This is a genomic window from Polaribacter sp. Z014, from assembly GCF_023555435.1.
In the GTDB taxonomy this organism is placed as follows: Bacteria; Bacteroidota; Bacteroidia; order Flavobacteriales; family Flavobacteriaceae; genus Polaribacter.
Genome location: NZ_JALCZP010000003.1, coordinates 210,617 through 235,065 on the forward strand (window position 1 = coordinate 210,617; position 24,449 = coordinate 235,065).

Genomic DNA, 24,449 nt, shown 5'->3' on the forward strand with positions numbered 1-24,449 from the left:
ACAACTATTTTAGTTAATTATTATTTTTTATCAGAAATTCATCACCTGCCAAAACCTTCACAAGGTATATTTCTGAAGGTAATTTTGCTAACTCTATTTTAACACAACCAAAAGAAAAATTACCCAAAGGTATTGTTAAAGTTCCTCCTACAACGTATAAAAATTAGCATCGTTATCTGTTTATAACCACAAAGAGTATTGCACAACCTGGTATAATTATCATCATTTAAAAAAACAAACCCTCTTCTTTTGAGTACTCCATTATGCTTATGTAAAGTTCTTAAGGATTACTGTTCTCTTTGTTTTTGCTGATACATTTCTTGTATCTGTCAATAATTTCTTTCTACAACGCTTCAATTAACTCTACATCTATAAATCGAAAACTACCTAGAGGAATATTTATTTTTGTCTGTGAATTTTCTACCTTAAATTCTTCTTTACTCAAAACATCTGTCAACTTTTTTATTTTGATGTGATTAAAATTCACAATTGCTGTACTTTGTTCTGGATTGATATATCCGTTATCTAAAATTGTTAATCTTAGGTGTTTTGGAGAAACTTGTGCAACTACCCAAGCCACATCACCACCAACAGTTATTGGTAACTTTTTAGCACTTTCCTTTATGTCTTTTTCTATTACTTTGTAGTATTCATCTGCTTTAAAAGTTTGTTTTCCGTCTGCTGAATAATAATTACGTCCATCCGTAATATATTCTTTCATGATATTTTTATACAATGGATGTAAATGATCTACCAACTTACCTCTTGGTGCATTTTTATCTGCAAAAACACCATTTTGTGGAGGTGTAATCATCACCAATCCATTTTGGTAAGGAGCCAAGAAATTTAATCTTCTTTCTTTTACACCTGCTGCATATCTAGAAAAATCCCAATCTGTAACCGGAGCAGCTGGCCAAGAACCATTTAATCTACTCATCACAAAAGGATTGTTTTTCTCAAATTCTTCATCATAAAAAACATTCCATTTTACGTTAGATCCATCATCTAAAAAATGATGATCGGGTGCTTTCATACTTACATGAACCGGAGAAAAACTTAAAATCTCGTTTCTCTTTGGCACATACAAAGCTCCTTTTGCAATCAACTCCCAATAGACACTTAAATAATCTTGATCTACGGCAAAGTTATTGATGAATTGCGCTCCGTTTGAGGTATGAAAAATTAACATTCTTAAAAAATGATTTGGCAATCTTTGGTAGCCTAATTGTCTTGCTCTATCAAAAGAAGTGTTATCTGGAACAGAGCGTGTTCCCCAAGAATTTACCGCGCCACTTGCCCACATTCCCGTTCTACCTGCCAAACTAAGTTCCATAGATTTGTCTGTAGTTTCTTCCATAGAAGGCACAAAAACATCTGCAAATTCGCCCGACATTAACCTTGCCCAAGGTTTTTGATAATTACTACCCAACCAAGAAACATGTTTAGACCTTAAAAATATGGTGGTATTTTTACCTTTTGCATATTCGGCTAAAGGATACGCTAAATCATTTACCAAAAAAGTTAAATTTTCTGAATGATCCTCCATCTCCGGATAAATTAAAACCGTCTTTTTTCCATTTGCTTTATCAATAATAGCTTCTGTAGTACCTAATTGAAACATATAAGGATCGTTACCATGACCTGCCCAATAAGCAATACCTGGTTCACCTTCATACCCTTTCGTAATTAAATCTATAGACTCCTTTTGTGTTAAAGTATATTTTTTTCTTCTATCTCTAGATTTTTTATATTTCTCGTTGGTCACTTTAGATCTATCCCATTTTTCTACATTTCTTAAATACATAGAATTCAAAAATATTGGAGAATCGTAGTTATTTGAAATCTTATTTTTTAAACCTAATAAATTATTTGGCACCTTTTCCGTCATAAAATAAACACGTTGCGATTTATTTTCAAAACTAGGTTTTGTGTAATTTTTTAAATCTTCTCTAATTGCCTTTGTGTTCTTTAAAATTGAAGCTATTTTTCCATTCGGTTCTAAATTCTCGAACTCTTTTTTCCAGCTTTTAACACTTGTATCAATAATATGAATTTCGCTACCTCCACTTTGTGCACTTGCTAAAATTATTTTATTCGTTTTAGGATCTTTCCATAAATCATTATACGCATATTTACCAACCAATCTTTCTACATCTTTTTCTAAAGAATTGGCTTTATATAAATGTATTTGATTCCCTACTCTTGTTAGATACGTGTTTTCTCCGTTTTGTTTAATAATTTCAGAATGCGCAATATCATACCCAAAGGATACTTTTTTTATCCTATTAAAACTAAATTCATCTTTTAAAATACTATAGGTAGATACTAACAAATCATTAGCATGTGCAGAGGCTCCTAAAATAATTTCTTTGTTTCCATCATTATTGATGTCAACCACTCTAAAATCTCCAATAGGTCTAATTCTTAATTTACCTTTTATATTTTTACCTGCTTTAATAGGCGTTTTCTTAAAAGGTAAATCTTCTAAAGGTTTAAAAAAGTATAAAGTTCCCACAACATTCATGTGATTATTTGTACCTAAAACCACCAATGTTTCTGTGTTATCTTTATTCTGAATAGTTCTGATAAAATTAGCAGCACTTTCACTTTTTTCTGGAACTCTCTCTCCCTTACTTTTTCTTGATTTTTCGATGGAGTATGTTTCTGATTTAATCTCTTTTATAAGTTTCCCTTTTGTATCTAAATAATAGATACTTTTATCTAAACCACCAGCAACTACATACATGTTATTGTCTTTTTTAATGGCAGTAACGGCATACATTGGTGCACTGTTCTTTTTAAACTTCCACAATAATTGTCCTTTTGAATCTAAACAATACACAGTACCATCTGCATTTGCTGCTAATATTTCATCTGTACCATCATTATCTAAATCACGTATCCAAATATCATGATTCATATAACCAGATAACGTGTTTTTCCAAAGTGTTTTTCCGGTGTAAGACACACCAATTAAAGTACCTTCGTAACTACTTGCTACAATATAAGAACTTCCATTATCAATAGCTGTTCTTACTTTTAAAATGGTGAAATCGGTTTCTATATTTACTATTGCTTTATTATTTTTAGTTGTAGGAACTTTATTTGAGGAACAGTTAAAACTGATGAACAACACAGTAACCACCAATAAATATTTTTTTATATTTTGATTCATTTATAGTAAGTTTTAAACTTACTATAAAGTAAGTGATTTAAACTTGTATAATTGTATCTGTAGATATATTTAACGTATGCGAACGTAAAATGAAGGTTTTAAAGCATAAAAACCGCTACATAAATATGTAACGGTTTTTAAATAATAAGCAATATTTCTTTCTCTTAGAAACCACCTGCAGGATTAACATCACTTGGAGGTGACTGAGCTTGTGCTTTCTGTGGATTTAAAATCATATAGGTACCTAATGCTGTTAAAGCTGCATATTTACCGTAATTACCTATTTTACTAAGAGCTTCTTTACGAGTAATATTATCTTTATTTAGTTTTGTTTCTTTCATTTTATATATTTTAAAGGTTAATCAGTTGCTCTAAACAATTATTTAATAATTACTTTTTTAGTTTCTGTTTGTTTCCCATTATAAACCTTAACTACATATATCCCTGTATTCAAACTAGATACATTAAGGCTATTAGAAGTAATACTTACATCTAATTTTTTTGTAATAACCATTCTTCCTTGAATATCAAAAACAGATACTTTAGCATTATTTTGTAAACTACCGTTTATAGATAAAGCTTTATCAACAGTATATATTTCTAATTTATTTAAAGAAACTGTTTCTGTAGACAATACAGATGCAGAAGATCTTAAGTAAAAACGACCAACACCTTTTAAATCTGAATCTGCAGTAATTTTAAAGTCACTAGTGTTTAATAACGTTAGTGTATTGTTTACAGAATCTTCTAGATACAGATTAATATTACTTGGTAATGTTGAACTAACAGCATCTATACTTAACACCAATTTAGTACCTGCAGTTGCTTTAATTTCTAAAGGAATAGATATGTCATTCATACCTAAATAAGGTAACGCTTGTATTGCTAAAGCATCTGCATTACTTCCTTCAACAAAATGCGTAAAAAGACCTTTTGATTGCGCATAGAAGGCACCAGCATCATACCCCCTATCTAATCCTTTTGTTGTGTTATCCATAAAATATACTCTAGTTGAATACGTTTTAGTTCCATCACTTAAATTTATTTTAGCCAAAGCTTTATTTGAAGCTGTTTTTGCAGCAATAAAATCGTCTTGCGTACCAGATTCTCTCCAAGCCGGATTTAATGTTAATGTACCTCCACCTGCTTTTACCTTTACAAAGAAACCTTGTAATGGTGCAATTTTATCATCTACTGGTTTTGCTGCTAAGTTATATTCTGTAAATGTACCATCTCCATTATAACCGTAAACAGCACCTGTGCCATCAAACTGACCACTATTACTGTTAAAGAAAGATGTAAAGTTTATATAAGCTGGGTAAGAATTACCTACTAAATTCCACTCACCAGAAGTTGAATTTGTACCAGATTCATCTGTAAGAGGAATTGTTAAAGGTGAAGTATTACTAAAAGAGTTTTTCTTAAATCTAAGAGTACCTCCAGAAACGCGTGCAATTCTATATCCTTTAGCTGCCAATACTGCTGTTGTTAGGTCTCCAGGAATATCTGAATCATAATTTACGAACTTACCTCCAGAAATAGCATTATCAAAAGGCCCAAACAATCTTACTGAATCATCTCCCGGGTTCTTATATATCTTCGCATCATTTTCACTATTATCCATAAAACCATCAAACGAACCATCATTTCCAACGTTTTCTTCAGTTGGAAACGCAATTAAATCGTTATTTGGTGTTGCATTAACATATTTATAATATAGTATCTGTCCAGAAATAGTTCCATTAAAAATTAAACTCCCTGAAGTAGTAGCATTAGAAACTGCAAACACATTATTCTTAGTTATAGCAGCACCATCTACTGTTAAAGAGCTTCCTGGTTTTACATTTAAAGAAACCGGACTACCAACAAGAGCGTCAGCACCAGGAGTTCCACTATCTGAAGCCACTAAAGTAAGGTCTGCAACAGTTACATCTGAATTAACTACTACTTTACCGTTTATAATTACGTTGTTTAAAGCTGTAGGCACAACTCCATCAATCCACGTTGTGGTGTCTTCCCAATTCATTACAGAACCATCATCTACACCACTTACACCAGGATGAGATGCTATTGTTACAACAGGAGCAGCTGCAGGTAGAAATTCTATTTCATCTATATAAATAGAACCTTCTGTAGCTCCGTAATTTGCTCTAACTAAAATATCTAAGTTTTCTACTGTTCCAGACCAATTAGTTGCATCAGACATATCAATAATAGCTGTTTGCCAAGTACCATTACCAGCAGAACCAGCAGCTATAGGGAAAGAAATTTGACTCAATCTTAAAGGAACTTCATTACCAGTATCTTGACTTCCTTGAACACGAAAAGATGTTCCAAAGGTTTCATTTTTGTAAACGATTCTAATACGCTTGTTAGTATCTGCATCTATACCAGCAGGATTTAAACCAAAATTAGAATTATTATTAGCTCTTGTAAGCACAAGTGCACCGTCTCCTGTAACTCCTTCAGTTGCGTTATGACTAACTAGTGTAGCATTACCATACGCAACGCTCCAACCATTTAAACCACCGCTAAATGTTTCTTGCCCATTCATATTAAAACTAGCTAATCCTAAGATAGCAAGTAAAACGAATGACTTCTTAAGTATTCTTTTTTTCATAATTGTTAAATTTGATTTAATTGTTAATTGTTGTAAAACTAAACATGAAGTTTTGTTTTTAATTCTAAAAACTTACCTTATTATTAATCTAAATTACCTTAATTATATTCTTTATTACCTTTTAAGTAAAAATAACCCCTAATAAACAACCTCAAAAATTGTATAATTGAGTAATAAACATTTTTAAAGAAATTAATAAAATTATAATGTATTCTAATAGGTCATATATAAAATAAACCTCAAACTTCTTAGTAGATATGAGGCCTATTTTATCTCTTAATAATTAAAAAATTATTTAAGAATTACCTTACTTACTTTTAATTTGTTCTCTGAGTTAATTTTTAGCAAATAAACTCCTCTTGGTAAATCTGACACAGATAGTTCTAATTTGTCTGAATTATTAATTGCCGATCTTACTTTGGCTCCTAAAATATTAAACAAACTTACTTTACTTCCAATCGGACTTTTTACATTTAATATATCTGAAACAGGATTTGGGTATGCAGCTGTACCTTCTAATAAATTATCTTTTACACCTGCAGTGGCTGCTGATATACTAGCTGTCATTTGATCTATATACACAACATCTCCATTTACTAAATTTGTAGCTTCTCCATCCATATAATTTAAAGAAAACCATAATGTAATTCCGTCGAATTCTTCTTCATTTTTTAAATTAAAAGTTAATTCTTCCCAATCTCCAGAAGTATTTGTTGTTGTTACTGTTGCAATTGGTTTTGTAGTTATATCTACGCCTCCGTTTGTAAGTTTCACTCTTGTAGACATAGAGATAACACTTGTTCTACTAGATTTAACCCACATTTTTACTTGAATATCTGAATCTACGGGAAATTTACTTGTATATGTTTTTTCATAACTACTAAATGCCCAAAGAGTAGATTCTGCATCTGCGGTATATGTGGTTCTAAAACTTAGATCACCATCATGCTTATGTGTAGAAGTTAGATCTCTAACTGCAAAATCTTTATCTCCTGTTAAATGAGAAGTTCCTGTAGGTCCTTCAAAACTTGGGTTTAAAATAAACTCTGAATACGTATTATCTGGTGCTGAATCTAAAAACTCTATTTCATCTAAATAAAAACTACCTTCTCCAGATTCATAATTTGCTTTAATTAAAATATCTAAGTTATCCACTGTATTATCCCAACCAATAACTGTACTCATGTCTAAATACATTGTTACATACTCTGTTGAATTAGCGGTAATATTAAATATTGTACTTGTAATTTTTGGGTCAGAGTTATCTGCTGCTTGAGCACCTTGAATTCTAAATTGTGTAGCTTTAGTTGCATTTTTAAATCTTACTCTAATAAACTTTTTTGTACTTGCAGCTATCCCTGCTGGATTTAGACCAAAGTTAGAATTATTACTCTCTCTTGCAAGTACTAAAGCTCCATCTCCATTTAACCCCTCAGTAGCAGAATGAGTTACTGTTCCAGAATTACTACCTGCTGCTCCATAAGCTAAATCCCATCCTTCTAAACCTGAACTAAATGTATATTTCTGAGCATTTGCAGCAAAAGCACATAACGCAAAAGTTAATAATAAACCTTTTTTTAGTAATTTTTTCATCATAATAAACTGAATTTAATTTGTTAGTCCTCAAAGTAACTAAACATATAAAGTTCTTATGTCTCTTAAAATAAAAAAAATGTTGTTTTCAGTAAAATCTAAAAGAAGCACAAAAAAAGTGTTACCAACTAATTGGCAACACTTTAAAATAACTAAATTTATTATTTATTAAGAAAGTTTATTTTCATTCTCCGCAGCATATTTACTTGGAGAGACGTTGTATTTTTCTTTAAAAATTTTGGTAAAATGCGTCCTACTTTTAAAACCTGTCATTAAAAACACTTCATTTACAGATAATTTTTGATGTACTAAAAATTGTGCTGCCTTTTTTAAACGATACATTTTTATGAGCTCAAATGGAGTTTGATTGGTTAATACTTTTACTTTTTGATAGAAATGTGTTCTATTCAAATACAATTCTTTAGCAAGTGTATTAATGTCAAAATCTTGGTTGTCTAGATTCTCTTCCATTATACTATACAACTTTTCTAAAAAAGCATTATCGTTTCTATTATTCTTGTTGTTTTCTTTTGTTAACGGAATACCAACTTGATATCTTTCTCTTAATTGCTTTCTATTATTAAGTAATGCTTCTATATTTGTTATTAAACGTTGTACATTAAAAGGTTTCTTTATATATGCATCTGCACCATCTCTAAGACCTCTAACATGATCTTCTATATCTGTTAAGGCTGTTAATAAAATAACTGGTATATGACTTGTTTTTAAATCAGATTTAATACTTATGCATAAATCTAAACCGTTTACATTAGGCATTTGCACATCACTAATTACAATATCTGGCCAATTATTTTCTAATGCATCTAAACATTCTTGTCCGTCTCTAAAAGCCTTAACAGTAAAATATTTAGACAAAATACCCGTAACATACGTTCTCATTTCTAAATTATCTTCTGCGTAAAAAACTAAAGATTCCGTAAAATCTGCACTTACATTTACGTTTGTTAAATTTGCTTCATCTAGAATTTGTTTGTCTATTATTATTTCTTTTTCTTTTGGTAGTGCTACTGTTTTTTTATCTAAAACTTCATCTTCTTCCACTTGTTGTTTTACAATTGGTAACTGAAAATTTATGGTAGTTCCTTCATTTACCGTGCTCGTTGCACTAATGTAGCCATAATGCATTTCTACTAATTTTTTTGAAAAAGCTAAACCAATACCAGACCCTGCAATATGTTCTTTTTGTGTAGATTCCGACTGATAAAATCTTTCGAAAACATGTTCTAAATCTACCTCATCTATTCCCATACCTGTATCTGATACAGAAACAATTAAGTCTTTCTCATTACAACTAAATTCAATCTTAATAGCATCTCCTGCCTTGGTATATTTAAAAGCATTATTAATTAAGTTATTGCAAATTTTTTCTATTTTATTTTTATCTCCCGAAACAATAATATTTTTATTTTTTGCAATTAGCTCAAAATTCTTTTGGTCTTTATTTGCTAAAAACATAAAATCATTGGCTAATTCTTGTAAAAAGATATTAAAATTAAATCTCGAATAATTCATTTTTAACAAATTAGCTTCAGCCCTTCTAAAATCATGAACTTGATCTACTAATTGTTTAATTTTTTTTGTTTGACGTTTCACCAAACCTAACTTTTCGGAAACATCAAGATTATTCTTATACCTATCTAATAAGACATCTACAGGCCCAGAAATAAGTGTGATTGGCGTTTTAATTTCATGAGAAATGTTAGAAAAAAATCGCAATTTAGATTCGTTTAATTCTTTAACATTGTCTTTTTCTAATTTTTCTATGGCAACATTATGATTTAAAGATTGAATTTTAGTTATAATAAAGATTATAAAATAGAGTATTATTATAATTAACAATACATATATAAAATAGGCCGTGTTAGTTTCCCAAAAAGGAGGAACTATTACAATTTTAAGTTTTTTAGGAGCTGTCCATTCATTTAATGAGTTAGATGCCATATAACTTAACTCATACTCTCCTGGTTGTAAACCACTATAATTTATAGTGTTATTATTTGAAGAAGTTTCTACCCAATCTTTATTAATTGGATATAATTTATACCTTAATGAATGATTTTTAGGATTAGAAAAATGTAAACTTACAATATCAAAAGAAAAAACATTTTGGTTATGATTTAGTTCTATTGTGTTTAAATCCGACAGTTTTTTACTTAGAATTACTTGATTACTAATTGTATCTCCTGGATTAATTTTTTGGTTAAATAATTTAAAATTTTCTAGCCAAACTTTAGGAAGCTCTTCTTTAGCATTTATTTGAGTAGGATTAAAATAGCAAAAACCATCTAATCCAGAAAAAAAGAGCATTCCGTTATCTAGTTTACCTGAAGAAAACCAAAAGTCTTCAAAGGGTAAACCATCTGCTAAATTAAATTTCCTAAAAACTTTACTTTTTAGATCGAACTTATTTAACCCAATATTTGTAGAAACCCATAAACTATTATCATTATCATATTGTATACTTTTTACTACATTATTTGAGAGTCCTTCTTTTTCTGTGAATGGAAAAAATTCTAAACCGCCTTCTTTTTCTTCAATTTTACAGATACCTCCACTTTCTGTACCAACCCACAATTCTTTATTTGGTAATCTTACTATTGAAGTAACAAAATTGCTCGATAAAGATTTTTTATTCTTTTTATCTTTTACAAACTGGCTTATATTCAACTTATTTAAAGGAGTGTTTTCTTTATTTTCTATTCTAAACAACCCATCAGAATCTGCGCCAATCCAAATATAATTTTTCAAATAATCTGAATATACATATCTTGCTAATGCAATTTTTTTAGCATTAAAAAAAGGATTGGAGTTAAGAGATTCTATACTTTTAATACCGCTAGACTTATTAAGCGCTATTTTAAAAACATCTAGAGAGGTGCCAATCCAAATATTACCAAATTTATCTTCTGAATAAGATCTAAAAGAATCATTTAGAGTATTACTTAAAACGTCATTCTCTATTTTTTCTAGTTTTTTTTCTCCTTTTTTCACTCTAAAAAAACCAATCCCAGTAATTTTTAACCATGTATCTTTTCTTGAATCAACAAAAACAGATGAAACATTTAAAAATTGTTTTTCAGGTATATGAAAAGGCAAAGATTCAAATTTCCCAGTAACGGAATTAAACAACCCTATACCACCAAAAGTAGCAGAAACATAAGCTCTTATACTATCTAAACTAGAAATATTTGTAACAAAATTAGAAGTAATACCATACTTATAATTCATCCCTTTATTATACTTCTTAAAAGGGTTTTCTTTAATATCGAATTCATACAAACCTTTATTAAAAGTACCAACCCAAATATTATTTGAAGAAGAAATAATACTACTTATTCTAAGTCTATCTGTATTATCATTAAAATAATGTTTTTTAAGATGATTGATATCTTTACTGCCAATTACCGCTTTTACATCATTAATTTTTATGATTCCTTTATTTAGAGTCCCTAACCATAAATCTCCATTATCATCTATTCTTAAACTATTAAACTGATTCTCTTTAAGTATGGTATTTTCTAAATTAAATTGATTACTTTTTTGATTATAATTTACTACAGCTATTCCGTTTTCAAGACTTACTAATAATTGAGAATCGGTGATTCTAATAATTGCATTAGCACTGTTTATTGTTGATGATAATAATTTTTGAAAACTATTATTTTCTACGTTAAATAAGTACAATCCACTTGAAGTAGCAAAAACTAAATTTCCATTATTTAATTCTAAAACATCATAAAATTTTAAATGGTTAGATTCCTTCATTAATGGAACAAACTGATTTATAAACTTATAATTTTCATCGAATAGAAAAACCCCATTACCCTCGGTTAAACAGTATACCTTATCGTTCTTTTTATTTATAAAAACCTTTCTTATAATTGGCCCGTTGTTATCTTTACCTGCAAGTTTATTAGAATATAGTTTTTTAAATTTCTCTTGAGAATACTTATAGATTGTAATTCCTTGGTCTGTACCAATCCATAAGTTTTTTTTACTATCTTCTGCAATAGCTCGTATTCTGTTACTTGTAAGAATATCTTTATCTATAGTATTTTTAAAAGTTACTAATTTATAACCATCATATTTATTGATGCCTCCGTAGGTACCAATCCATAAAAAACCATTACTATCTTTTAAAACAGAGGTTACTCCATTATGTGCCAAACCATCAGAAATAGTAATTTTATTTGCATACTCAATTTCATTTTCCTGAGAAAAAAAGTTAATTGTACTAAAAAATGTTAGCAAAAATGCGAAACAATATTTTTTTAACATTGGCATATAGAAGTTTAATAAAGCCATAAAAATACTAAAGTTTTTTTATTTTAATTGAATAATGAATTTATAATGAGTTAGAAATAAAATGCTTCTTTTTTTTAAGCATCTTTCTATATTAAGATACCACTAGATAAGTCTCCTAACTTCACCCTTTTAAATTAGATTCTTTATAGTTATACTTCTTTATAAAGGTTGATAAAAACAACGGTATAATTGTCACTAATTAAACCTGTAACAGAACAACGTACGTAATAGTTTTACTTCTCAAAACTATTCAAGGTTTTAATATCAAACTCATAAAAAACTTCGCCCTCATCTAAAAATAATTTAAAACATTTAGACGTATATTTTAAACATCAAATTGATAAAATTATTCACTATTTTAAATATTCTCTAAAGGTATTTTTGATACCAAAAAGAAATCATTGGTAGTTACTGAAACGATCTTATTCTTAAGAAGACTTAACTGATTTCTGAAGAACTTTGAATTACTGAAACTTTAAATTTTACGAACAGTAATTTAAAGATTAAACAAGTTGTTCTAACTCTATAAGCGTAATTTCTGGCCTCATGCCTATTCTACCCGGAAAACCAAGCCAACCTAACCCACGATTTACATATAGGTACTGCTTTTTGTTTTTATACAATCCGGCCCAATGTTTAAATTTATATTGGCTAGGACTCCACTTTCTACCTCCTAAATTTATTCCTGCTTGCATACCATGCGTGTGCCCAGAAAGGGTTAAGGCAACATCAGTTTTCTCTAAAACTTCTTCGCTCCAATGAGATGGATCATGAGAGAGCAGTATTTTAAAGGGAACATGAGAAACATCATGCAGCGCTTGTTTTAAATTTCCATATTGTTTAAATGGTGGGTTACCCCAATTTTCGACACCTACAACAGCTATTTCTTCACAATCTTTAAAAATAAGTTCAGCTTTGTTAAGCAGTAACTTGAATCCTATTTTTTTATAAAATTCTTTTATCTCTTCAAAATTTTTTTGTTTTACTTCATCAGATTTCCAGCTGCTATAATCACCATAATCATGGTTTCCTAATACAGCAAACTTTCCTATATTGGCTTTTAGCCTACTAAAAACAGCTTCCCAACCTCGCAATTCCCAAGCATAATTATTTACCAAATCTCCGGTAAAGACTATTAAATCTGGTTCTAATTTATTAATAATACAAATAGCCCTATCTAAAATACTGTAACGATAATTAAAACTACCCAAATGAAGGTCTGAAATTTGTACAATTTTTAATCCATTAAAAGATTCTGGCAACAAATCTAATTTTATCTTCAACCTGTAGGTTTTAAATCGATACACTGTTTTGAATATGCCAAAAATGATAATAAAAAAAGGCAAAAACCCCGAAAATAACCCAACAATAGGAATTATTAAAAAGGATTCTTTTTCTGAAAACACAGCATTAGTAGTATAAAGAATTGTTATTATAATTACAAAAATAAGTTTTGGTATAAATGAGGAAACCGTTAAACCATATAATGAAGATACCCATATTTGTTTTTTCTTCGGATTAATGTCATTCAATCTTACTTTTAGTATTAATATGGCAGATATAAGCCCAACTGTAAATACCCAAAACGCAATATCTACTGTTAGAACCAATGCTGAAGAAGCAATAAGACTTGTTAAAGATTGCAACCAATAAAAGGCAAATACATCTACCATTAAAATGGTAAGACACAGTAAAACTATTGTAAATAGTGAATAACTACGCATCGTATTTATTAAGGGTTTGTATATTAAAACTATTAAAAAAACACCTTTTTTAATGATGCCGTTTTATTATGAATTTTAAAATTATTTCCATTTAAAAACGTACACAATGACCTGCATCATTTTACAAAAAAGAGGGTAACCCTAAATTTGTATAAAATATAAGTAGCATTATATTGATATTTTATTAGCACAACTTGATGGTTAGATCCTCTGTATCTTTTTTTATTATTTTAAGATTTAATCCAATATGTGTAGCATATTTTTTTAGTGATTTAAAAGATAGATTACAGAACGAACGCGATAAATTGGCATAAAAACAGTTACATATTCTATCCTTATTGGCTTTGACTTATCTACATTACCTGTGTTCGTTTTGGCTATTTCCTTAATCGAAAAGTTGCTAAATTACATTCTATTGGTGTTTTGAAAGATGAGTAAAACGTTCACATAAAATACATATTTATTATGAAAAATTCACAGAACATATTACAGGAAATTACAGAACTAACTACTAATATTGAAACGAATTACCCAGAATTATATCGTTCTTTAGATGAAAACCCTATCACTTTACCTGTAAGCAAACATCCTTACATGGATAAAACAGTGATGCAAGATTATTTAGAAAGTTTGAAACAAATATTAAAACATTATTTAGAAGAAGAGAAAATAAAAAATAATATTTAATATCATGGGAGAAATAGCTACATCAAACAGACAAATTACCATATTCTATAGTTCAAAATCTGTTAGAGCAAAACAAACATTAGTTTATGCTAAAGCAGAAGGATTAGAGATTCTAGAGATAGATATTTTAAAAACCAAACTTACTGGTACTCAAATTGTAGAACTTGCAGATAGATTGCATTTAGAAGTAGCGGACTTGGTTAATCAAGAACACCCTGCTTACACCTCACGTTTTAAGCATCATAATTTAACTACAGACGACTGGATTAAAATGATACAACACAATCCCGAAATTATGAAACAGCCTATAGCAATACGTGGCGATATTACTATTTTGGTTGAAACACCTACGGATATTATTAAGATTTAAATTATAATGAACAGCTAGCTCTATAGCATAATTCGTGCCCAAATTCTATTCTTTAAATAGAAACAATTGCTAAACAATAAATCGTAATAAATAGCATTATATGGAATACATGCATAACGAATCATTATGATACGCTATTCGGATAAAACCTAGATGGTGAAAGCCTTCTTGGTCTAGCAAATACACTAAACGGGCTTAACTAATAAGCTCTAAATCTACTAGTTTTTCATTATTTTAGACTGTAACACTAGAAAATAATTAAATAAACCTTTAAAATGACCTGTATCATTTTGAATTTCTGACTAAAATGCAACCTTTGAAATCTAGAATTTTAAAACAACAACATTATGAAAACTAAAATTTTATATAACGAAAACATGCATTTTGAGCATATAAATTGGAAACGAGAACTTGCTTTTTGGGAAGATGAATTAAAATCTTTTAACAGAAGATTAAGTGAACTCGTATCTCGTTGGACAGATAAAGATGTACTTGCAAAACTAGAACATTTTCAAAATGAATTTGTTCTTCACGAAGCTGTCATAGAAGATTTACAAGAAATTATTGAAGAACATGAAACACGTATTGCAGCACAAAGCAAGACAAATAAAGATGCCTTAGATACTCAATTAGCTAAAAAACATGTTGAGTTTAGAAATAAAATGGAAAATCAAAGACATATTTACACCCAACTTAAAAAAGGTTTTTTTAGATTTCTTGAAGAATATATGTAAAAACCTAAAAAGAATTATTGGGTTGTCCTTTTTTAAAATAGATACTAATAAAAGTGTTGTTGATCAAAAAAGAACCTATGATTCTTCTTTTTATTTTTAACTATTTTCTAATCTCTTATTTATTAAAATAAATGCAACATTTTTTCTTCATACTGACTTAAATCATTATGCACACAAATTTTACAAACTAATTTTGAGGGTGTAAACCATTACACATTTTCTAAACAAAGAATAATAAAAAAGTAAAAAAGATAAGAAGAAAAATTATATCAATTACAGAATACTCTAAGCAAAGGTATTGTGAATTGATAATAAAGATTGAAACAATCTATAAATGAAGTAATAATGGGAAAATTAATTCTAGTAAGACACGGAAAAAGCATCTGGAATATAGAAAACATATTTACAGGATGGACAGATATAGACCTTGCAGATCAAGGTATTGAAGAAGCAAAAATAGCAGGCGAACTTATTAGAGACAAAAACATCGCTATAGACATTTGCTTTTCATCTTATTTAAAAAGAGCTATTAAAACTGCTTCAATTATTCTGGAAACGGCTAATTTAACGCAAATAGATTTCATTAAAAGTTGGAAACTAAATGAACGAAATTATGGTGCTTGGCAAGGAAGAAATAAGGACGAAGTAAGAAAAGAAGTTGGCGAAGACCTATTTTGGAAGGTAAGACGAGGCTATAGCGCTTCCGCACCTGCATTATCATTAGATGACGATAGATGTCCAAAATTAGACCCGAAATACAAAAAAGTCAATACTTCTAATTTACCACTAACGGAATCTTTAAAAGACACCAAACAAAGAGCCGTTGAATATTATTTTGAAGCTATTGTACCAGAATTAGTAAAGGGGAATACCGTACTTGTTTCTGCTCACGGAAACTCTATTAGAGCATTAATGACTCAAATTTTAAATATTCCTGCTTCAGAAATTTCAAAAGTAGAAGTACAAACAGGAGTCCTAAATATCTATGATTTTGATAGTACAATGACTTTAAAAGATAACTACGCATTAAAACAAAAAAACGAATTGGTTCTTTAAAAGATTAGAAAAAAGGATGTTTTTTTTAATTGGAAATTTAAAAAAAACAGAGATTAAGTAATTTTAGATATCTCTTAATCTCTGTTTTTTATAGTTACTGTTAATGGTTAAAATTAAAGACAACTTTAGTGATACATACCTTGCTAAAAAATCCGTTTTAAATTTAGAATGGAATACTTCAGTTTATCAGGAAGAAGTTTGTGTGAAAAATCAACAAAAAAAATATAAAAATGAACTATAAAAATATAACTGTAGCAGGAAGCGGAGTTTTGGGTTATCAAATTGCATTTCAAACTGCATTTCACGGATTTTGTGTAACTGTTTATGACATCACAGATGAAAATTTGGAGAAAGCAAAAAACAAATTCAACAATTTGGGTGAAGCCTATAAAAAAGACTTAAAAGCAACGCAGCGACAAATTGATAAAACACATCGAAACTTAAAATACACTTCAAATTTAGCAGAAGCTGTAAAAGATGCAGATTTACTCATTGAAGCGGTTCCAGAAAATCCTACAATAAAAATAAATTTCTATAAAACTCTAGCAAAAGTAGCCCCAGAAAAAACAGTTTTTGTAACAAATTCTTCAACACTATTACCTAGTCAATTTGCAGAATCTACCGGAAGACCTTCTAAGTTTTTAGCTTTACATTTTGCCAATACGGTATGGATTCATAATACAGCAGAAATTATGGGGCATGCGACTACCAACCCCCAAATTTTTAATGATATTATTGACTTTGCCAAAGCAATTGGTATGTTGCCTTTGCCTTTATATAAAGAGCAACCTGGTTATATTTTAAATTCACTATTAGTACCATTAATAAATGCAGCAACTGCTTTATTAGTAAATGAAGTTGCTAAGCCAGAAACAATAGATAAAACTTGGATGAAAGCAACTGGTGCTCCATTAGGTCCTTTTGCTATTCTAGACATTGTTGGCATTACAACAGCCTATAATATTGATAAAATAGCAGCCAACAAAACTAAAGATCCTTTAAAAATAAAAACCGTAGCCTACTTAAAAGAGCACTATATCGATAAAAATAAATTGGGTGTTTCTACTGGTGAAGGGTTTTATAAATATCCTAACCCAGCTTTTAAAAATCCAAATTTTTTAAAATAGTTTTTAATATTCATTTTGCACTTATAACATGAATTTAGAAAACAATTAAATCTTAAAAAAATAAAATAATTTGTAAGTTCAAGGAGTCAGTGTAACAGATCTTAAAGCTAACACAATTATAATTGATACAACAAAAAGTTTAGTGAAACTAAATGGCATAATACAATTCTATTGCCTAGAAAAAAGCTGCAGAAAATGCATCATATTTAGCATCTGGTCTGTAGATAGTAATAAATGAATTAGATATCATAAACTATTAAACTTCATCTTTTCACATCGTCCTGTTATTTAGATAAGTATTTAAAATAGCTACTTGAAATTCACCAACAATAGGCAGGTTTGCATTTGCATTCATAAGTACCAAACCGTAGCCCAGGTGAGAGAGTTTACAATCTTGTACAATGCTTTGGTTTATTCCACTAAAAATAGGCATAAAATGAGCATTTGTTTCAATACCTGATGCATTTGCAATTTTTATAGCCAGAACCACTGCTTCTAAAATTTGTTTTGGAGACAGCCCTTTATCCAGTAAATCACTTGCCAAATGCGTCATCTGTAAACTGTTATAAAAATCCTTAAAATTATGAATAGCATCAGCTTCATTGTATTTCCTAGAATATAATAATAATTCCATAGTATGTAGTTTCTAAATTATTATGTAACTTTAATTTTATATCTGCGGTGTTATAACTCTAACCAATTCCTTTTTACAAGAACCATATCATTCTGCAAATAAATCTATATGAATAGATTTTTACTTTTTTAAAATTTTTATATAATTAAACACAATTTTTTTAAAGAATTTAAAATCGTTTAAAAAAATGTGTATTCTTAGTACAGCCTAATATTTTATAATAATCCTTGTAGTTCATCGTACAAAACTATTTTTTATTTTAAAGGATATCTATTGATAAAACTAAGTTTAAGTGCTTTTTTTGCAGTAGTTAAATGTAATTTCACCTCTTCTGTAGTTATGTTTCTTATTTGAGCTATTTCAAACAACTCTAAGTGTTTAAAAGTAGACAATTGAAAAACGGTTCGTATTTCTAAAGGTAAATGATGTAGTACTAATGCAATTTGATTTTCAATGTCTTTAGCACTTAAATCTCTGTCAATCTTTTCAATCCAATCTTTTTCGTCATCTTCTATAAATACATGGTTTAATGTATAGTCATTATGGTTGTAAGACATATCATCTAATTCTTCAATCATCAATAAATCTCCACCACCATCTGTACTAAATTTTTCTTCCATTTCATCCCACTCAGATTGCGTGTAAGTATCAATATTTTTAAGAAAGAAATCATCAAACTCTTCTTCGTCAATTTTATCATCTAATAAGTCATTGGCTTTTTTAAATAACCAAGGATATAATTGTTTCTCACTTTCAACCTCATCAATATGGTCATAAACTTCTATAAATAATCGATTAATAAAATCATCCGCTTTATATTTTCCTTGAGGTAAATTTCCTTTGGTTAAGGCGGTACTTAATCTTTTAATAATGTAGTGTTTTACTTCATATAAATCTGTTAATAATAAGCTATTAAAATCTGCTTGTTTGTTTTCTTGTTTGTACTTCTTTAAATCGGAAAAAGTACTTGCCACAAATACATCAAATTCCTTTTTACTTTCATAATATTTTAAATTGTCCATTTCGAAAAATTTTATTTCCCAAATTTACAAATGCTTTATATTAAAGTGACTGACCTAGATCAGTCTCAAAAGAATATAGTTGTTGATGATTTACTTGAAGTATATGGTCTCATCAACAAAACCAACTTAAAACCTATTGCAAACACTTTAAATATTAATAATATAATTAAACAAACCTTTGAGTGTGCAACAAATATAAATGCGAAAAAAATTTTATATAGATATTAAAGATTACACCGTAAAATTGCCTAATAAAGCAGATTGCTATAAATTAGCTTCCACGACAGGTAATTCATTTTTATTTCCTCTAATTATAAGTAAGTAATTACCTTCTTTTATTGATTTCTTGTACTCTATAACACTTTCTTCAGCGACTCCTATACCTCTTAAAATGCCATAAAGACCTGTAGTCATTGCTCCTATTTTTTTTCCATTAATTTCTTGTAAAAACATAGGAGCCAAAAATCCTGCAATAAAAACAGCCCCTATTTTAGGGGTTGATACTACACCAAAGTTTGAAGTTAGTCGTAATTCATCATTACAATATGTTTTTAATTCAGTCCAATAATTTGCAAAATTGGTCTCTAAATTAACGTCTTCTAGTTTGCCTAATACAGAAATTTGAATACCATCAATCTTTAGTTGGCAAATATGCTTTATAGCATTATCAATTTGTTTAATTGTAGGAAAAGCTTTTAATAAAACGCGCTTTTCTTTTAATTCTTCTACTTTAGAGTTCATGTATATTATAATCTTGGCAATGATATAGCCTATTCTATTGCTAAAATAATAGTACAAATACCTATACGAAATGACCTATATCAATCTGATTATTTGGAATCCTTTTTTATTTTTTTACAGACTGATACAGGTCATTCTAATCATAGATTATTAGTCATAATTTTGAGGCATAGAAATAAATTATAAACCTACCTGACCATACAATTTACAGGTATTAAAAACATATAATCATGACAAGGAATAGTGAAAACACCTTATTGGCTTTATTAACTGGGGTAACAATAGGTGCAGGAATTGGAATTTTGTACGCACCAGATAAAGGTGCAAAAACTAGAAAAAAAATTAAACAAAAAGCAGAGAATCTTGAGCACGACATTGCAGAACGTGTTTCTCATGCTAAAGAAGAACTTACAAAAACCGTAAATCATAAAAAAGAAGAATTTGATCAAAAATTAGATGATGCCATTTCTGATATGAGCGGTAAGGCAGATGATATTATTACGGCTTTAGAAAGTAAGTTAGAAGAACTTAAACGTAAAAATGCGCACCTTCAAAAAAACTAATTTTGATTTTTTGAAGCATTAAAATCAAACATCTTAAGAATCGATGTTAATACTCATAACTATATAAAAAGTAATGAAGAATATATTAACCAAAAAAGTTTTAAAGCACTTATAATTAGTATTATTTTAATCACTAAAATACTAATTATAGGTGCTTTATTTTATACAGATTTACAGATAGTACAACTTGTTATTACTTTTAACGATTATTACCCAAACTCTGCAATTTTCTTTAAACCTTCTTTATTTATCAAAATGAGTTTTCTATTGGTTTCTATAGCAATTAAACCTTCGTTTTTAAACTCGGTTAACATTCTAATTGCTGTTTCTGTGGCTGCACCTATTAAGCCTGCAAAATCATCTCTCGGAATACTTATTCCGGCATGTTGCTTATCTTTCATTAAACCTTTAGTATCTAGTTCTAATAATGCTTTGGCCGTTTTTTGACGTACGGTAGCAAATGCCATATCCACTAACTGCTCTTGTAGGTGAATTAAATTATTAGAGATCATTCCAATAAATTTATTAGAAACGTCTCTATTACCATGTATTAGATTTACAAAATCTGCTTTTGGGATGCCGCATACCTCTGCATCTTCTAAAACACTAGCTGTTTCTATATAAGTTCCGGTATCTCCTAGTAAAGATAATTGGCCAATAAAATTGCCAGCACCATACACTCCTATTACAAACTCTTTACCAGATTCTGTAGTTCTGTATGTTTTTACAGTACCACTTTCTATATAAAACAACTGATGCGCAGCATTGCCTTCATCATAAATTCGCTCTTTGATTTTATAACTTTGTAGGCTACGATCTTTAGATAAAGCTTCTAGATTTAAATAATCTGAAGCTTCATTTAAAAATTGATTCATACCTTGCATATTTTTAGAATACTCTTTCTTTAAAAAATCATTTTTGCTGATTCTACAGGCTATAGCGTCAAGTAATTCTGCTTCTTCAAATGGTTTAATTAAATAATCATCTGCACCAAGATTCATTCCTTTTCTTAAATCTGATTTTTCTGATTTTGCTGTTAAAAATATAAATGGAATACTAGCTGTTTTTAGGTTACTTTGTAATTGTTTAAAAACACCATAACCATCTAATTCTGGCATCATAATATCGCAAATAATTAAATCTGGATGTATTTTAAGTGCTTTTTCAACACCTATTTTACCATTTTCGGCAGTGGATACCTCGTAGTTTTCTAATTCAAGAATTTCGGCTGTATTTTCTCTAACATCTTTACTGTCTTCAATTAATAGTATTTTTTTCATATCATTCTATATTTAAAGGAAACTCAAGGTAAAAAGTGGTACCCACATTTAATTCACTTTTAAAGGCAATTTTTCCCCCCATAAGTTCGGTATATTGTTTGGTTATATTTAACCCTAAACCAGTGCCTTGTATATTTGTTGTGTTATTGGCTCGATAAAAACGTCTAAACATATTGTCTAAATCTTCTTTAGGTATGCCAATACCTTTATCTACAACCGTTATAAATAATTGTTTATTATTCGATGCTATTTGATAGGTAATCTCTTTATTTTCTTCGGAATATTTAATAGCATTTGATATTAAATTGAAAATAATATGGCGCATTAGTTTAAAATCTAAAAACACTTCTAAATTTTCTTGTTGATGCTTAAATAAAATAATTTGCCCCCTTTTTTTAACCCCTTCCATTTCTTCTATGACAGATTTAGAAAAATCAATAATATTAAAGGTTGAAGGTTGCGCTATAACTTTGCCTTCGTTTAATTTACTTAATGATAAAAAATCATTAAGTATAATGACTAAGTTTTTTATATTAGACCTAATTTTTGATACATGATTTAACCTTTTATCTTCTTTTCCTGGTGCATTTAGTTTCTCTATTAAAATAGCGGAGGATAAAATAGCACTTAAAGGTGTTCTAAACTCATGTGATGCCATTGAGATAAACCGAGATTTTAATTCACTTAACTCTTTTTCTTGTTTTAAACTATTTTGAATATTTAATTCTATCTGCTTCTGTTTGGTTATATTATGATGTACCAATAAAACTTGTGTAATGTTATTGTTTTGATCTCTTAAAGGCGAGGAATTAATTAAAAAGATACGATTTTGATATCCTACCTCAAAAGAGCAATGCTTACCTCTAAATGTTTTTAGAACATTTTCCTTTACTTTGATTTTTACGCTTTGTGGAACCCCAATAACATTATCTATTAAAGTTTTTTCATTTGCCAAACCTCTAAAACCAAGTTCATCTACTTCTTCTCCTTCAACCAAAAGAATATTAAAATTAGAATCGCAAACAACTACAAATCCTTTCGGGAAATTTTTAGAAATATTATCTAGTAAAAATTTACTTTGTATTATTTTATTCTCTGCGGCTTTTGTAACTAAAATTTGGTCTTCTAAACTTAAATTAGATTCTATTAATTTTTGAACCGTTGTAGTGAGTTCTTTGGTCCGTTCCGTTATTTCTCGTTCTAATTCTTCTGTATAATTACGTAACTTATCTTCACTTTCTTTAAATTTTTGTTCGGCTCTTTTTTGTGCTGTAATATCATGAGTTATACCTAGCATCCTAATAGGTTTTCCGTTAATGCTTTTATAAACCTTTCCTTTTGCTTTTAACCAACGAATGGATTTATCTGGTAATACAATTCTATATTCATTTGTATACGTACTATCAATTTTTAAAACTTTAGAGATTGCTAATTTTATCCGCACTTTATCATCTGCATGAACCATAGCCATAAATGATTCAAATGTAGGTGCTTGATTTTTGAAATTTGCACCAAATAATAAGTGTTCGTTTTCATCTCTTATAATTCTATTGGTAAGCAAATTCCAATCCCAAGAGCCAAATTCACCCGCTTCTAAGGCAAGTCGAAGCCTTTCTTCGTTTTCTTTGAGTTCTATTTCTGTACTTTTACGTTGGGTAACATCTCGTATAATGGTTAAAAAATTTCCTTCGGATGTTTTAATAATTCGAGATTCAACATGTGTTAATTTATTATTAATGATAAGGGAATACTCTACAGTTTTAGGTTTCTTTGTTTTTTCGCAATCTGAAAAACCATGTCTAATTATTTCACAAATATCTTTTGGAAGAATGGCATCTATGTTTTTTCCAATATGCTCATTATAAGGGACTGAAAACTGATAATTATCGGGGGCATGAAGTTCTATAAGGTTACCATATTTATCATAAACAATAATTACATCTGGTAAGGTTTCTAACAAAGCAGAAATTCTGGCTTCGTTTTTTATAATCTTTAATTCGGCTGCCTTTTTCTCTGTAATATCCCTAACGATTGTTAAAATACCATGGTGATTTAAATGAATTACGCGCGCTTCAAAAAAATCTTCTTTATTTTTATTCTTTACGTGATACTCCACTACCTGCAGCACTCCACTTTTAATAGCACGTTTGTGGGCTTTTTTTATTACTTTATATACATGCGGTGGTAATATATTATTCATATTCTCACCTATTAAAGTTTTAACAGGCATAGAGAACTTTTCTAATTCTGGCGCAAAACAATCTGTATAATTTCCTTCAAAATCTTGAATAAACATCATATCTGGAATTGCTTCTAACAATGCCCTATTTTTTGCTTTTTCTTCTTGTAGTTGCAGTTCGGTTTCCTTTTGTTTTGTAATATCTTGTACAAACCCTTCCATAGCAATTAGATTTCCATTAACATCAAAAATTCCTTGACCTTTTTCTCTACAATATTTAATTGTTCCGTTTTTATGAGTTATACGATATTCTAAAAGAAATGCTATTTTGTTAGCAATTGCCTTTTGTACATCTTCTGCTATCGCTTTATTATCTTCTTTAAAAATTAAATGAGGAAATAATACATTTCCATTTACAAACTCCTCGCTTTTGTATCCTGTTAATGCAAAGCAACCTTCACTCATAAACTCTACAGTAAAATTTTCATCGTTCTTTGAACGATACACAATACCTGGTAAGTTATGAATGAGCGTATCAAGTTTTATGTGCTTCATTTGGTAATTCGTTTCGTTTTTAAGAGATGTTAACTGTCTTCTAAAGAAAATAACCTACGTGAT

Annotated in this window: 17 protein-coding genes; 6 read left to right on the forward strand and 11 right to left on the reverse strand. The window is 29.2% G+C overall.

Annotated elements, in window-relative coordinates; all coding sequences use genetic code 11:
- Positions 1-343: 343 nt before the first annotated feature.
- From MPF19_RS06155 to MPF19_RS06180, 6 genes are all read right to left on the reverse strand, one after another.
- On the reverse strand, positions 344-3,175 hold the full coding sequence (locus tag MPF19_RS06155) for a hypothetical protein (RefSeq protein WP_249987254.1): 2,832 nt from the start codon (positions 3,173-3,175) through the stop codon (positions 344-346).
- A 164-nt stretch (positions 3,176-3,339) separates the two neighbouring features.
- Complete coding sequence (locus tag MPF19_RS06160; RefSeq protein WP_203393519.1) at positions 3,340-3,516, reverse strand: hypothetical protein; 177 nt, start codon at positions 3,514-3,516, stop codon at positions 3,340-3,342.
- A gap of 38 nt (positions 3,517-3,554) precedes the next feature.
- Entirely contained in the window at positions 3,555-5,795 is a 2,241-nt protein-coding gene (locus MPF19_RS06165; RefSeq protein ID WP_249987255.1) for a T9SS type A sorting domain-containing protein, read from the reverse strand.
- Between the two features lie 291 nt (positions 5,796-6,086).
- Positions 6,087-7,391: a T9SS type A sorting domain-containing protein gene (locus MPF19_RS06170; protein ID WP_249987256.1), complete on the reverse strand. Its 1,305-nt coding sequence runs from the start codon at positions 7,389-7,391 to the stop codon at positions 6,087-6,089.
- 165 nt (positions 7,392-7,556) lie between these two features.
- Positions 7,557-11,714: a hybrid sensor histidine kinase/response regulator transcription factor gene (locus MPF19_RS06175; protein WP_249987258.1), complete on the reverse strand. Its 4,158-nt coding sequence runs from the start codon at positions 11,712-11,714 to the stop codon at positions 7,557-7,559.
- Between the two features lie 503 nt (positions 11,715-12,217).
- Positions 12,218-13,438, reverse strand: a complete 1,221-nt coding sequence (locus MPF19_RS06180; RefSeq protein WP_249987259.1) for a metallophosphoesterase — start codon at positions 13,436-13,438, stop codon at positions 12,218-12,220.
- Positions 13,439-13,903: 465 nt separating this feature from the next.
- Here MPF19_RS06180 and MPF19_RS06185 point away from each other — a divergent pair, with 465 nt between their 5' ends.
- The 5 genes from MPF19_RS06185 (at position 13,904) to MPF19_RS06205 (ending at position 17,412) form a co-directional block, all read left to right on the forward strand.
- Complete coding sequence (locus MPF19_RS06185; protein WP_203393522.1) at positions 13,904-14,125, forward strand: hypothetical protein; 222 nt, start codon at positions 13,904-13,906, stop codon at positions 14,123-14,125.
- Between the two features lie 4 nt (positions 14,126-14,129).
- A complete protein-coding gene (locus MPF19_RS06190; RefSeq protein ID WP_203393523.1) occupies positions 14,130-14,495 on the forward strand; it encodes an arsenate reductase family protein in 366 nt (121 codons plus the stop codon).
- Positions 14,496-14,842: 347 nt separating this feature from the next.
- Positions 14,843-15,229, forward strand: coding sequence for a hypothetical protein (locus MPF19_RS06195; RefSeq protein ID WP_249987260.1), 387 nt, complete (start codon positions 14,843-14,845; stop codon positions 15,227-15,229).
- A gap of 345 nt (positions 15,230-15,574) precedes the next feature.
- Positions 15,575-16,285, forward strand: a complete 711-nt coding sequence (locus MPF19_RS06200) for a 2,3-bisphosphoglycerate-dependent phosphoglycerate mutase (RefSeq protein WP_249987262.1) — start codon at positions 15,575-15,577, stop codon at positions 16,283-16,285.
- Between the two features lie 230 nt (positions 16,286-16,515).
- Positions 16,516-17,412, forward strand: coding sequence for a 3-hydroxyacyl-CoA dehydrogenase (locus MPF19_RS06205; RefSeq protein ID WP_249987263.1), 897 nt, complete (start codon positions 16,516-16,518; stop codon positions 17,410-17,412).
- 271 nt (positions 17,413-17,683) lie between these two features.
- Here the strand turns inward: MPF19_RS06205 and MPF19_RS06210 are convergent, their stop codons facing one another.
- The 3 genes from MPF19_RS06210 to MPF19_RS06220 all read right to left on the reverse strand — a co-directional run bounded on the left by MPF19_RS06210 (position 17,684) and on the right by MPF19_RS06220 (position 19,809).
- Positions 17,684-18,046, reverse strand: a complete 363-nt coding sequence (locus MPF19_RS06210) for a hypothetical protein (RefSeq protein WP_249987265.1) — start codon at positions 18,044-18,046, stop codon at positions 17,684-17,686.
- Positions 18,047-18,300: 254 nt separating this feature from the next.
- Positions 18,301-19,068, reverse strand: coding sequence for a sigma-70 family RNA polymerase sigma factor (locus tag MPF19_RS06215; protein ID WP_249987267.1), 768 nt, complete (start codon positions 19,066-19,068; stop codon positions 18,301-18,303).
- Positions 19,069-19,332: 264 nt separating this feature from the next.
- The gene (locus MPF19_RS06220) at positions 19,333-19,809 is read right to left on the reverse strand and encodes a hypothetical protein (RefSeq protein ID WP_249987268.1); all 477 of its coding nucleotides are present in this window, start codon (positions 19,807-19,809) and stop codon (positions 19,333-19,335) included.
- 230 nt (positions 19,810-20,039) lie between these two features.
- Here MPF19_RS06220 and MPF19_RS06225 point away from each other — a divergent pair, with 230 nt between their 5' ends.
- A complete protein-coding gene (locus MPF19_RS06225; protein WP_249987270.1) occupies positions 20,040-20,372 on the forward strand; it encodes a YtxH domain-containing protein in 333 nt (110 codons plus the stop codon).
- A gap of 209 nt (positions 20,373-20,581) precedes the next feature.
- Here the strand turns inward: MPF19_RS06225 and MPF19_RS06230 are convergent, their stop codons facing one another.
- Together MPF19_RS06230 and MPF19_RS06235 are read right to left on the reverse strand one after the other, a co-directional pair.
- Entirely contained in the window at positions 20,582-21,652 is a 1,071-nt protein-coding gene (locus MPF19_RS06230) for a response regulator (RefSeq protein WP_249987271.1), read from the reverse strand.
- 1 nt (position 21,653) lies between these two features.
- Positions 21,654-24,386 (reverse strand): PAS domain-containing sensor histidine kinase, encoded by a 2,733-nt coding sequence (locus MPF19_RS06235; protein ID WP_249987272.1) that lies wholly within the window; start codon positions 24,384-24,386, stop codon positions 21,654-21,656.
- Between the last annotated feature and the right edge of the window lie 63 nt (positions 24,387-24,449).